The following is a 12640-nucleotide window of genomic DNA, read 5'->3' as shown; positions in this document are numbered from 1 at the left end:
CGACACGTTCGCCCCCTCAAGCCCCGCCAGCCGACAGAATTCCAAACGCTCGTCCACAACCGACCTCGCCCGCCAAGCCATCGAAACCTCCCGGATTGCAATCCGAAAAGTGTCAGGCATGTCTCCGAACATCTGTCAGGTATGTATCAAGGCTGTACAACGAGCCCGAGGATGACGGTAGAGAGTGGGGCGCGGCCTCGCTTGCAATAAGTGGCGTTGCCGGCAATGGGGGGGAGGGGGATGTCAGGTATCGCCGCCCGCCGCCCTCGCCCACCTTACGCGCGCTTGCGCTCGATCGCATCCCACAACAGGCTGGCGATATCGGCGCCGCCGAATTTCTTGACTTCGCGGATGCCGGTGGGGGACGTGACGTTGATCTCGGTCATGTAGTCGCCGATGACGTCGATGCCGACAAGCAGGAAGCCGCGTTCGCGCAAGGCGGGGCCGATGCGGGCGCAGATTTCCTTTTCGCGCGCGGTGAGCTCGGTCGCCTCGGCGCGGCCGCCGACGTGCATGTTCGAGCGGCTGTCGTGCTCGGCCGGAACGCGGTTGATGGCGCCGACGGGTTCGCCGTCGACGAGGATGATGCGCTTGTCGCCCTTGCGCACGTCAGGCAGATATTGCTGGGCAATGTAGGGCTCGCGGAAGAGCTGGCCGAACATTTCGAGCAGCGAGGAGAGGTTGCGATCGTCCTTGGTCGAATGGAAGACGCCGGCGCCGCCATTGCCGTAGAGCGGCTTCAGGATGATATCGCCCATCTCGTCGCGGAAGCGGCGGATTTCGGCGGGATCCTTGGTGATCAGCGTCCGCGGCATCAGGTCGGAAAATTCGGTGACGAAGATCTTCTCCGGCGAATTGCGCACCCAGGCCGGGTCGTTGACGACGAGCGTCTTCGGGTGGATGCGCTCCAAGAGATGCGTCGAGGTGATGTAGGACATGTCGAAGGGCGGGTCCTGGCGGAGCAGGATCACATCCATGGTCGACAGGTCGACGCGCTCCGGCGCGCCGAGATCGAAATGGTCGCCCTTGATGTCGCGCAGCGTCATCGGCTCGACGGAGGCGTAGAGCTTGCCGTCGAGGAAGCTCAGGCGGTCGGGCGTATAGTGAAAGAGCTTGTAGCCGCGGGTCTGCGCCTCGAGGCTCATGGCGAAGGTGGAGTCGCCCGCGATGTTGATGGAGGCGACATGGTCCATCTGGACCGCTACGTTCTTGATCTTGGCCATTTCTGTCCCTTAGCGATTGCCGGACAGATGTAGGCCGCAGAGGGCGCGAACGCAACGGTCAATGGACGGCTTTTGTGCGGTGCGCCGGCGCAATTGGCCGGCGTGCCGTTCAGGTCTCAACACAAACCGTGTTTCAGGCCGCGATGCCCTGCTGGCCGCTGCTGCGCAGCAGGTTGCGCAGGCGATAGGCGAGCGCCACCGGCTTCGGGAAAGGCTTGCGCAGGAAGGCGACCTTGCGGACGTAATTGTCGACGCGCCAGCTGGCCCAGGTGCCGCCGGCGAAGAAGGCGACGTCGCCGGTGCGCAGCATGCGCTCGGTGCCGTCGTCGGCGGTGATGTGAACCTCGCCCTCGAGGATCATCACCGTCTCGTCCCAGCCGAAGAACCAGCGGAATTCGCCCGCCGTGCAGTCCCAGATCGCCGTCAGCGCGGCGTCGTCGTGGCCGCGCGAGTGCTCGCCGGTGCGCGCCTGCGGATCGCCGGCGACAATCCAGTCCGGGTTGATCGGCGTCGATTTCATGGCGATGAGATCGCTGGAATGCGCGACGAAGGACTTGCCGCGCGGAAATGCCACGATGTCGGGCATGGAGCGGGCGGCCAAGGCCATCGCGCTCGCGAACATAAGATGCAGTGATGCCACCAGAACCCCCTGAGTACACTATCCCCAATAGTGGGAATATCAGGGAGTCCTGACGGAGCCGTTCAGACATTCGCTAAAGTTGTAACGAGTGCCGCGATATTGCAACGCCCGCCTAACGCGGGCGCTAGCTTCAAGCGGGCTGGGCAGCCATGGCTGGCGCGGAGGCGCCATCAGTGTCGGCGGCGGCAATGCGCTTGCCCGTGTCGGCCGCGAAGAAGTGCAGCTTTTCGGGCGCGATGGTCAGACGCAGTTCGGCGGGAATGTCGATATCGGGCGCCAGCACCGCGGTGATCGGCTGATCGCCGAGCAGGCCGTGGACCAGCCGCTGCGCACCGAGTTCCTCGACGTACTCGACGCTGACCGGCATGGCGTGCTGGTCGGGTCCGGCGAGGCAGAGATCCTCGGCGCGGATGCCGACGGTGACGGCGCCCGAGGTCGGAGCACAGCCGGAAAGGTCGATCAGGCTCGGCCCAAGCGCCAGCTTGTCGCCGTGCAGCTCGCCCTTCAGGAGATTCATGGCCGGAGAGCCGATGAAGGAGGCGACGAAGGTGGAGGCCGGGCGGTGGTAGACATCGAGCGGCGAACCAACCTGCTCGATCTTGCCGCCGTTCAAGACGACGAGGCGGTCGGCGAGCGTCATCGCTTCCAGCTGGTCGTGGGTGACGTAGATGGAGGTGGTGCCGAGGCGGCGCTGCAGGCGCTTGATTTCGCCGCGCATGGAAACGCGCAGCTTGGCATCGAGGTTGGACAGCGGCTCGTCGAAGAGGAAGACGGCCGGCTTGCGGACGATGGCGCGGCCCATGGCGACGCGCTGGCGCTGGCCGCCGGAGAGCGCCTTCGGCTTACGCTCGAGATACTGGTTGATCTCCAGCATGCGGGCGGCCTCGGCCACGCGCGCATCGATCTCGGCCTTCGGCGTCTTGCGGTTCTTCAGGCCGTATTCCAGGTTCTGGCGCACGCTCATATGCGGGTAGAGCGCGTAGTTCTGGAAGACCATGGCGATGTCGCGATCGGCGGGCTCGACATTGTTGACGACGCGCGCGCCGATCTTAACCTCGCCTTCGGAGATTGTCTCGAGCCCCGCGATCATGCGCAACAGGGTGGACTTGCCACAGCCGGAGGGACCGACGAGCACGATGAACTCGCCATCGGCAATCTTGAGTTCGATGCCGGAAACGGCGCGCACGCCGCCGTGGTAGATCTTGCCGACATTATCGACGTCGATGGAGGCCATTGTTACTTCTCCGTCTCAACCAGGCCTTTGACGAAAAGGCGCTGCATGAAAATGATGACCAGAACCGGCGGCAGGGCCGCGAGGATGACGCCCGCCATCACAAGGTTCCATTGGGTGTCGCCATCCAGCACCGCGGCCAGGCGCTTGATGCCCATGACGACGGTGTAGTAGCCGGGTTCGGTGGTGATCAGCATCGGCCAGAGATACTGGTTCCAGCCGTAGATGAACATGATGATGAAGAGTGCCGCGATATTGGTGCGCGACAGCGGCAGCAGGATATCCCAGAAGAACTTCATGGGGCCTGCGCCATCGACACGCGCCGCTTCCATCATCTCTTCAGGAACCGTCAGGAAGAACTGCCGGAACAGGAAGGTGGCGGTGGCCGACGCGATGACGGGAATGACGAGGCCGGAATAGGAGTTCAGCATGCCGAGATCGGCGACGACCTTGTAGGTCGGCAGGATGCGCACCTCGATGGGGAGCATCAGCGTCATGAAGATGATCCAGAAGGCGACCGTGCGGAAGGGAAAGCGGAAATAGACGATGGCGAAGGCCGAGATGATCGAAATGGCGATCTTGCCGATCGCGACCAGGATTGCCATCGCCAGGCTGTTGCCGAGCATCAGGAGGAACGGCGGTGCGCCGGCGTTGGATGCGCCGGTGCCGAGCAGCACGCCGTAGTTCTCCAGCATCTGGTGACCCGGCGTCATCGGCACGACGCCGGTCAAGAAGTCCGAGGGACCGCGCGTCGAGGCGATGAAGGCGAGATAGACGGGGAACACCACCATGCCGATGCCGATGATCAGCACGAAATGGGTGAGGAAATTGAGGAAGGGACGGTTCTCGACCATGGCTAGCTCTCGCTTCAATACTGCACTTTGCGCTCGATCCAGCGGAACTGGACGACGGTCAGGACGACCACGATCAGCATCAGCACGACCGACTGCGCGGCCGATGGGCCGAGATTGAGACCGACGAAACCATCGGCATAGACCTTGTAGACAAGGATGTTGGTCGATTGCGACGGACCGCCCGAGGTGGCCGCGTCGATGATCGGGAAGGTGTCGAACATCGCGTAGGTGATGTTGATGACAGCAAGGAAGAAGGTGGTCGGCGACAGCAGCGGGAAGACCACCGTCCAGAAGCGCTTGATGGGACCGGCGCCATCGATCGCGGCGGCTTCGGTCAGCGAATGCGGGACCGATTGCAGGCCGGCGACGAAGAACAGGAAGTTGTAGGAGATCTGCTTCCAGGCGGCGGCGATGATGATCAGGATCATCGCGTTGTTCGGGTTCAGGCGGTGGTTCCAGCTATAGCCGAAATGTTCCAGCACATAGGGAATGATGCCAACGCTCGGGTTGAACATGAACCACCAGAGCAGGCCGGATGCGGCCGGCGCCACGGCATAGGGCCAGACCAGAAGCGTCGTATAGAAGCGCTGCGAGCGGATCACGCGGTTGACGCAGATCGCGAACAGCAGAGACAACCCCATCGACAGCACGGTGACACCGATCGAGAAGACGAAGGTGACGGTCAGCGAGTTCAGATAATCCGGATCTTGCAGCAAGCGCGAGTAGTTCGCCAAACCGACGAAGGTGTCCTTCAGACCGAAGGGATCCTGGCGCAGGAAGGACTGCCATACGGCCTGAACCGCCGGCCACACGAAGAAGACGATCGTGATGAGCAGCTGCGGTGCGATCAGGAGATAAGGCAGGAGACGGCTTTGGAAGACGGTGCGTTTGGTTTGCATGCATGACCCCTCAAGGAAAATGCCCTCCCCGGACGGGCCGGAGAGGGCTGACGGAGGGAGCGACCCTTAGTTGGAGTTCGCGGCTTCGAATTCGCGCAGCTTGGCATTGCCCTGCTTTGCGGCTTCGTCGAGCGCTTCCTGACCGGTCTTCTTGCCGTTGAGAACGGCTTCGAACTGCTGGTCGATGACGTCGCGGATCTGCGTCAGGTTGCCGAAGCGAACGCCCTTGGAGTTTTCGGACGGCGTGCCGCGCATGATCTGCTTGATGGCGATGTCAGAACCGGCGTTCTTTTCGTAGTAGCCCTGCTTCTGACCAAGCTCGTAAGCAGCGTTGGTGATCGGCAGGTAACCGGTGAACTGGTGCCAATCGGCCTGGACTTCAGGCTGCGACAGGTAGGTGAAGAACTTGGCGGCGCCCTTGTAGACAGCCTTGTCCTTCTGACCGTTCAGAACCCACAGCGTTGCGCCGCCGATAATCGAGTTCTTCGGATCCTGGGTGACCGTGTCGTCGTAAGGCATCGGTGCGAAGCCGACCTTGAAGTCCTTGGCGTTGTTGATGACGCCGGCGCGCGAAGCGGACGAGTTCATGTAGGCTGCGCACTGCTGCGAGTAGAAGAGCGGAGCAGCGTCGGCACCGGCGCTCGGGCCGCCGTACTTGTAGACGCCTTCATCCTGCCAGGTCTTCAGGTGATCCCAGAACTTGGCCTGGTTCGGGCCGTTGAAGGTGAACTCGGCGTTCATGCCGCCGAAGCCGTTCTGCTGGGTGCCGTAAGGCAGGTTCTGGATGGCGGAGTAGTTTTCCAGGCCAACCCAGGTCGCGCCGTAGGACATGGTGAAGCCGCACTTGGCAGCGCCGGAGGAGACGATCTTCTTGCTCATTTCAGCAAGCTCGGCCCAGGTCTTCGGGGCGACTTCAGGATCGAGGCCGGCCTTCTTGAAGACGTCCTTGTTGTAGTAGAGGATCGGGGTCGACGAGTTGAACGGCATCGACAGGATGCTACCCTCAGCGTCGGAATAGTAGCCGACAACAGGCGCCAGGAACTTCGAAGGATCCCAAGGCTCACCCTCGTCCTTCATCAGCTGGTAGACCGGGTAGACGGCGCCCTTGGCGGCCATCATGGTGCCGGTGCCGACTTCGAAAACCTGAACGATAGCGGGCTGCTGGCCGGCGCGGAAAGCGGCGATAGCGGCCGTCAGCGTCTCGGGATAGGTGCCCTTGTAGACAGGAACGATCTTGTATTCGCTCTGGCTGTCGTTGAACTTCTGGGCAACTTCCTCGAGTTTCTTGCCGAGTTCACCACCCATGGCGTGCCACCAGGTCACTTCGGTTGCAGCGAAGGACGCGGAAGCGGACAATGCGACCGCGGCAGCGGCCAAAGAAATCGACTTAAACATGAAAAAACCCTCTCCACCTTTGTTGGCGTGAGGACGCAATAGAGGCCTATTGTGACACCTCCTTAACGCTTTCATGACAGCGCGATTACAAATTCCGAAAATGTTAACCGACTAACGAAAGCAATCAGAACGCATCGCGCAAATGGACCGGCCATCGCCCGGGCAAGACGGCGACGATGTCGTAGCGTTGAGACAGGCGGGCCTGGTCGCGCTGGCGGGCGAGCCAGAGATCACTGGCGCCGCGGATGCGGGTTTGCGCGAGATGCGAGACGGCATCGACGGCCGCGCCCTCGTCGCGACGAGCCTTCACCTCGACGAAGACGGCCAGATCGCCCTTGCGGGCAATGATGTCGATCTCGCCGAGCCGCGTGCGGTAGCGCAGCGCGACGATGCGGTAGCCTTTGAGAATGAGATAGAAAGCGGCGATGTATTCGGAGACATGGCCCCGACGCAGTGCCTTGCGGCGAAGACCCCGTTGATGCGGGTCACTAGCGTCGTTACCTGACATCGCCCGCCTTTCTGTCGAGAAGGCGCTGGTAGAGCTCCTTGCGGGGGAGACCGGTGATGCGGGCGGCCTCGGCGGCGGCCTTGGCGGTCGGCAGCGTTTGCGAGAGGTCGGCGAGGATGGCGTCGATATCCGTCTCCTCGATTGCGCGCTCCGGCGCCGGGCCGATGACGAGGACGATCTCGCCTTTGACATTGTCCACATCCGCATAATGAGCGGCGAGCTCGGCGAGCGTGCCCCGGCGGAACTCCTCGTAGCTCTTGGTGAGCTCGCGGCACACGGAGGCCGGGCGATCGCCGCCGAGAACGTCGGCGGCCGCAATGAGCGTGGCGCCGATGCGGTGCGGGGATTCAAAGAACATCAGCGTTGCCGGCGTGGCGGCGAATTCCGACAGGCGGTCGCGGCGGGCCTTGTCCTTGGTCGGAAGAAATCCGGCGAAAAGGAAGGCATCGTTCGGAAGGCCGGAACCGACAAGGGCCGCCAGCGGCGCCGAGGCGCCGGGGATCGGGATCACCCGATAGCCGGCTTCGATCGCCGATTGCGCCAGGCGGTAACCGGGGTCGGAGACCAACGGGGTGCCGGCATCGGAGACCAGCGCCACGGACTTGCCCGCCTCGAGCGCCGCAAGCAGCCGGGGCCCGGCTTCGTCGGCATTGTGCTCGTGATAGGCGTAGGGGCGGTTCTGGATGCCGTAGCGATCGAGCAGCACGCGGGTGACGCGGGTGTCCTCGCAGGCCAAGACATCGGCGCCGGCGAGCGTTTCCAACGCGCGCAGCGTTATGTCGCCGAGATTGCCGATAGGCGTCGCGACGAGATAGAGGCCGGGCTCCTGCGGGCGGGCGGGAACGGCCATGTTGTGCAGGCGGAAGCTGCGCTGCCTGCCGCCCTCTGTCGTCGTCTCGTCATTGCTCAAGATATGTGTGCCCTTTCTGGCTTCCGGCCTTTATGGGCGACACCTTTCTCTTCGGCAAGGGGCAGGACTTCGCCGGTAACGGTGATTTCTGTGAGCATCCGCAGCGAAAATGGCAATTGCAGAGGCAGCGACCTTTGCGCCTCTTGCATTCGTCCGCAAAATTCTGCCATTTTGCGCGTCCAATCCTCCGATCCCAGCTTTTGGGAAAGGCATTATTCAGGCGCGTTTAAGCGCGCCCGGGCAGTAACGGTCGAAAGCGGTAGCATCCCATGCGTATTACTATTGAGCGGTCCAACCTTTTGAAGTCGCTGAACCACGTTCACCGCGTGGTTGAACGCCGCAACACGATCCCGATCCTGTCGAACATCCTGCTGCGCGCCGATGGCCAGAACCTCGACATGAAGGCGACCGACCTCGATCTGGAAGTGACGGAAGCGACGCCCGCCAATGTCGAGCAGCCCGGCGCCACCACGGTTCCCGCCCATCTTCTCTACGACATCGTGCGCAAGCTCTCCGATGGCTCCGAAGTGCTGCTCGCCACCAGCCAGGACGGCGGCTCGATGACGGTTCAGTCCGGCCGCTCGAAGTTCTCGCTGCAGTGCCTGCCGGAATCCGACTTCCCCGACCTCACCGCGGGCACCTTCACGCACACCTTCAAGCTGAAGGCGACGGATCTGAAGATGTTGATCGATCGCACCCAGTTCGCGATCTCGACGGAAGAAACCCGCTACTATCTGAACGGTATCTTCTTCCACACGATCGAAAGCGAAGGCGACCTGAAGCTGCGCGCCGTCGCCACCGACGGCCACCGCCTGGCGCGCGCCGACGTCAACGCACCCTCGGGCTCCGAGGGCATGCCCGGCATCATCATTCCGCGCAAGACGGTCGGCGAACTGCAGAAGCTGGTCGACAATCCGGAAGCGATGGTCACGGTCGAAGTTTCCGACGCCAAGATCCGCCTTTCCATCGGTTCGATCGTCATGACCTCGAAGCTGATCGACGGCACTTTCCCCGACTATCAGCGCGTCATCCCGACCGGCAACGACAAGGAAATGCGCGTCGATTGCACGAGCTTCGCGCAGGCCGTCGACCGCGTCTCGACCATCTCGTCGGAACGCGGCCGCGCCGTGAAGCTGGCGCTTTCCGACGGACAGCTGCTGCTTACCGTGAACAACCCGGATTCGGGCAGCGCCACGGAAGAAGTGGCCGTCGGATACGACACCGACGCCATGGAAATCGGCTTCAACGCCAAGTACCTGCTTGATATCACCGCGCAGCTCTCCGGCGATCAGGCGATCTTCCTTCTCGCCGATGCCGGCTCTCCGACGCTCATTCGCGACACCGCCGGTGACGACGCCCTTTACGTGCTGATGCCGATGCGCGTGTAGCGCGTCGCATTTGCCGTTCAAACTTTGTCAATTGCGACGCTCTGCCTTGTTTTAGCGCCGTATTGCCTGCACATAAGCATGCAGCATGTGCTGCACGAAGGAGAACGGCATGGGTGGCTTGCGCCTCAAGGAACGGCTGGGCAAGAAATTCGACGAGGAGATCCGGTTTTTCAAGGGGATGATGCAGGGGCCGAAGACAGTCGGCTCCATCGTGCCGACGTCGTCGATCACGGCGCGCAAGATGGCAAGCGTCATCAACCCAAACTCCGGCCTTCCGGTACTCGAGCTCGGCCCAGGCACCGGCGCCATCACCAAGGCCATCCTGCAGCGTGGCGTGAAGCCTGAAAACCTCGTCGCGATCGAATATTCGACCGACTTCTATGAGCACCTGGTGCGGCTCTATCCCGGCGTTAACGTCATCAATGGCGACGCCTTCAATCTTGACAAGACGCTGGCGCACATGGACGGGCAGAAATTCGACAGCGTCGTTTCCGCCGTGCCGCTTTTGAACTTCCCGATGCAGGCGCGCATCGCCATGCTGGAAAGCGTGCTGGACCGCCTGCCGGCCGGGCGCCCCTTCGTGCAGATTTCCTACGGACCGGTGTCGCCGATCATCGCGCGGCCGGAGCGCTACCATATCCAGCACTTCGACTTCATCGTCCGCAACATTCCGCCGGCGCAGCTCTGGATCTACCGCCGAGGCTGACGTGTTCGGTCTCTACATCACCCACCCGCAAGTGAAGATCGACGCCGCCGTCCCGGTGCCCAAATGGGGCTTGTCGGAGGTCGGCGCCGCACGCGCGCGGCTGGCGGCGGATACCCCCTGGGCGTCGCAATTGCGACGTATCGTCAGCAGCGACGAGACAAAGGCGATCGAGACCGCCGCAATTCTGGCCGCACCCTCGGGCGTTTCGGTCGAGATCGTCGAGGACATGCACGAAAACGACCGGTCCGCGACCGGCTTCCTGCCTCCATCAGAATTCGAAAAGGCGGCGGACTGGTTCTTCGCCAATCCTCAGCAGAGCTTCAACGGATGGGAGCGGGCGATCGATGCGCAGCAGCGGATCGTTTCCAACGTCGAGCGCATTCTCGCCACGCATGATAACAGCCTGCCGATCGCATTCGTCGGGCATGGCGGCGTGGGCACGCTATTGAAGTGTCACCTCGAGGGCCGGCCGATCGGGCGGGATCGCGACCAGCCCGGTGGCGGCGGCAATCTCTATTGTTTCCGTCTTGCGGATCGGCGCCTATCATGCGACTGGACGCCTATCGAAGACTGGCACGGATGGATGTGAGATGGACGCGCGCGAACGGTTGATCGTGGGACTGGATGTTCCAACACTCGGTGAAGCCGAGAAGATGGTCGCGACGCTCGGCGATACCGTCTCCTTCTACAAGATCGGCTACCAGCTGGTGTTTGCCGGCGGACTGGAATTCGCCCGCGACCTTGCCAAGGACGGCAAGAAAGTCTTCCTCGACATGAAGCTGCTCGACATCGACAACACGGTCGCCTCGGGCGTCGAAAACATCGCCAAGATGGGCATGTCGATGCTGACGCTGCACGCCTATCCGAAGGCGATGCGCGCCGCCGTCGAGGCCGCCAAGGGCTCGGGCCTCTGCCTGCTCGGCGTCACCGTGCTGACCTCGATGGACGAAGCCGATCTCACCGAGGCCGGCTATAGCGGCGATCCTCGCTCGCTGGTGCTGCGCCGCGCCGAACAGGCGCGCGAAGCCGGGATGGGCGGCATCGTCTGCTCGGCCGAGGAATCGGCCGTCGTGCGCGAAGTCGTCGGCCCCGACATGGCGATCGTGACCCCCGGCATCCGCCCCGCCGGCAGCGACCGCGGCGACCAGAAGCGAGTGATGACGCCCTATGACGCGCTGAAAGCCGGATCGACGCATCTCGTCGTCAGCCGCCCGATCGTCAAGGCGGCGGAGCCGAAGGTCGCGGCCAAGGCCATTCTCGACGAGATGGTCAGCGCGCTCTGGCCCGCCAACCGCTGATTTTACGACATAAACCAGGAGGAGACACCATGGCCAAGGGATACTGGATCGCTCGCGTGGATGTGCGCGATGCCGAGCGCTACAAGGATTATGTCGCCGCCGCCAAGCCGGCCTTCGAGAAATACGGCGCCAATTTCCTCGCCCGCGGCGGCGCGTTGACCGAGCTCGAAGGCAAGGCGCGGGCGCGCAATGTCGTCATCGAGTTCCCCTCGATGCAGCATGCGGTGGATTGCTACAACTCGCCTGAATACCAGATCGCCGCCAAGATCCGCCAGGAAGTGGCCGACGCGGAAATGGTTGTCGTCGAAGGCGTTTGAGGCAGATCAAAGTCGTGGCAAGCGTGGTGCGATAGGTCTTTTCGTCGCACCCTGATTGGGCTAAGACGAGATCACCCGCCAATCACATCAGCCTTCCGAGGAACCTGCCATGACCCTTGCCAACCTGCCGCCACTCGTCACCGTGTTCGGAGGCTCCGGCTTCGTTGGCAGGCACGTCGTACGCGCGCTGGCCAAGCGCGGCTACCGCATCCGGGTTGCCGTGCGCCGCCCCGATCTCGCCGGTTTCCTGCAGCCTCTCGGCAATGTCGGCCAGATTTCCTTCGTGCAGGCCAATCTACGCTACCGCCAGTCGGTCGATCGCGCCGTCGAAGGGGCGTCCTACGTCGTCAACTGCGTCGGCATCCTGTTTGAAAGCGGCCGCAACTCGTTTGAGGCCGTCCAGGAATTCGGCGGCCGCGCCGTGGCCGAAGCCGCGCGCGGCGCCGGCGCCAAGCTGGTCCACATCTCCGCGATCGGCGCCAACGCCAACTCCGATTCGTCCTACGCCCGCACCAAGGGACGCGCCGAAGCCGCGATCCACACGGTCGCGCCTGACGCCATCATCTACCGTCCGTCGATCGTGTTCGGTCCGGAAGACGGCTTCTTCAACAAGTTCGCCGGCATGGCGCGCTCGGCACCGTTTCTGCCGCTGATCGGCGGCGGCAAGACGAAGCTGCAGCCGGTCTACGTCATGGATGTCGCCGAAGCGGTCGCCAAGGCTGTCGAAGGCAAGGTTGCCGGAGGCAAGATCTACGAACTCGGCGGCCCTGAAGTGCTGACCTTCCGCCAGTGTCTCGAAGCGGTGCTGAAGTCGACCGCGCGCACCAACCCGCTGGTCTCGCTTCCCTTCGGCGTTGCCTCGCTGATCGGCAGCGTTGCCTCCATGATCCCGCTGATCGCCCCGCCGATCACCGCCGATCAGGTGAAACTCCTGAAGAAGGACAACGTCGTCTCCAAGGAAGCGGAAACCGAGGGACGGACGCTGAGGGACCTCGGCATTGCGCCGACGATGGTAAGCTCCGTCATCGACAGCTACCTCGTGCAGTTCCGCCCGCAGGGCCAGTATACGAATAGCGGCAAGGCTGCCTGATCCACGCCGATTTTCTTAACGACAACGCCGCTCGCGGACCCCGCGGGCGGCGTTGCGCGTTTCGAGGCAGGGGTTAAAAAACAGGCTGAACCATCAGCTTTTGCGGGTTTATGCACCGCCGGGCGTTGCATAAAAGTCGCATGAAAAGTTTAGCGGAATTAACAGGAAATTTAGCAGGAAC

The 12640-nt window shown here is 62.8% G+C and carries 14 protein-coding genes; 6 read left to right on the top strand and 8 right to left on the bottom strand.

All coding sequences use genetic code 11. The annotated features are described in order from the left end of the window. Window positions 1-275: 275 nt before the first annotated feature. From gshB to rsmI, 8 genes are all read right to left on the bottom strand, one after another. Entirely contained in the window at window positions 276-1223 is a 948-nt protein-coding gene (gene gshB / locus D460_RS0114780; protein WP_018899338.1) for a glutathione synthase, read from the bottom strand. 133 nt (window positions 1224-1356) lie between these two features. Further along, complete coding sequence (locus D460_RS0114775) at window positions 1357-1845, bottom strand: cupin domain-containing protein (RefSeq protein WP_018899337.1); 489 nt, start codon at window positions 1843-1845, stop codon at window positions 1357-1359. A 148-nt stretch (window positions 1846-1993) separates the two neighbouring features. Continuing rightward, on the bottom strand, window positions 1994-3097 hold the full coding sequence (locus D460_RS0114770; RefSeq protein WP_018899336.1) for a sn-glycerol-3-phosphate import ATP-binding protein UgpC: 1104 nt from the start codon (window positions 3095-3097) through the stop codon (window positions 1994-1996). A gap of 2 nt (window positions 3098-3099) precedes the next feature. Then, entirely contained in the window at window positions 3100-3948 is an 849-nt protein-coding gene (gene ugpE / locus D460_RS0114765; protein ID WP_018899335.1) for a sn-glycerol-3-phosphate ABC transporter permease UgpE, read from the bottom strand. 14 nt (window positions 3949-3962) lie between these two features. After that, a complete protein-coding gene (gene ugpA, locus D460_RS0114760; RefSeq protein WP_018899334.1) occupies window positions 3963-4847 on the bottom strand; it encodes a sn-glycerol-3-phosphate ABC transporter permease UgpA in 885 nt (294 codons plus the stop codon). Window positions 4848-4913: 66 nt separating this feature from the next. After that, the gene (ugpB, locus tag D460_RS0114755) at window positions 4914-6242 is read right to left on the bottom strand and encodes a sn-glycerol-3-phosphate ABC transporter substrate-binding protein UgpB (RefSeq protein ID WP_018899333.1); all 1329 of its coding nucleotides are present in this window, start codon (window positions 6240-6242) and stop codon (window positions 4914-4916) included. 124 nt (window positions 6243-6366) lie between these two features. After that, on the bottom strand, window positions 6367-6750 hold the full coding sequence (locus tag D460_RS0114750; RefSeq protein WP_018899332.1) for a YraN family protein: 384 nt from the start codon (window positions 6748-6750) through the stop codon (window positions 6367-6369). Next, on the bottom strand, window positions 6740-7600 hold the full coding sequence (rsmI, locus tag D460_RS0114745; RefSeq protein WP_051110797.1) for a 16S rRNA (cytidine(1402)-2'-O)-methyltransferase: 861 nt from the start codon (window positions 7598-7600) through the stop codon (window positions 6740-6742). The genes D460_RS0114750 and rsmI overlap by 11 nt, the downstream gene beginning before the upstream one ends. A 329-nt stretch (window positions 7601-7929) precedes the next feature. Between rsmI and dnaN the strand changes: the two genes are divergently transcribed. From dnaN to D460_RS0114715, 6 genes are all read left to right on the top strand, one after another. Continuing rightward, window positions 7930-9048, top strand: coding sequence for a DNA polymerase III subunit beta (dnaN, locus tag D460_RS0114740; RefSeq protein ID WP_026283155.1), 1119 nt, complete (start codon window positions 7930-7932; stop codon window positions 9046-9048). 109 nt (window positions 9049-9157) lie between these two features. Next, window positions 9158-9754 (top strand): phospholipid N-methyltransferase PmtA, encoded by a 597-nt coding sequence (gene pmtA, locus D460_RS0114735; protein ID WP_018899329.1) that lies wholly within the window; start codon window positions 9158-9160, stop codon window positions 9752-9754. Window position 9755: 1 nt separating this feature from the next. Continuing rightward, the gene (locus D460_RS0114730; protein ID WP_018899328.1) at window positions 9756-10343 is read left to right on the top strand and encodes a histidine phosphatase family protein; all 588 of its coding nucleotides are present in this window, start codon (window positions 9756-9758) and stop codon (window positions 10341-10343) included. A 1-nt stretch (window position 10344) separates the two neighbouring features. Beyond that, on the top strand, window positions 10345-11052 hold the full coding sequence (pyrF, locus tag D460_RS0114725; protein WP_018899327.1) for an orotidine-5'-phosphate decarboxylase: 708 nt from the start codon (window positions 10345-10347) through the stop codon (window positions 11050-11052). A gap of 29 nt (window positions 11053-11081) precedes the next feature. Next, a complete protein-coding gene (locus D460_RS0114720) occupies window positions 11082-11369 on the top strand; it encodes a DUF1330 domain-containing protein (RefSeq protein ID WP_012482361.1) in 288 nt (95 codons plus the stop codon). A 109-nt stretch (window positions 11370-11478) separates the two neighbouring features. Further along, window positions 11479-12459, top strand: coding sequence for a complex I NDUFA9 subunit family protein (locus D460_RS0114715; RefSeq protein ID WP_018899326.1), 981 nt, complete (start codon window positions 11479-11481; stop codon window positions 12457-12459). The last annotated feature ends 181 nt before the right edge of the window (window positions 12460-12640 follow it).

It is taken from the genome of Rhizobium sp. 2MFCol3.1 (assembly GCF_000377565.1).
In the GTDB taxonomy this organism is placed as follows: Bacteria; Pseudomonadota; Alphaproteobacteria; order Rhizobiales; family Rhizobiaceae; genus Rhizobium.
The sequence above is the reverse complement of the archived record's forward strand: the minus strand, read 5'-3'. Positions and strand labels throughout refer to the sequence as shown.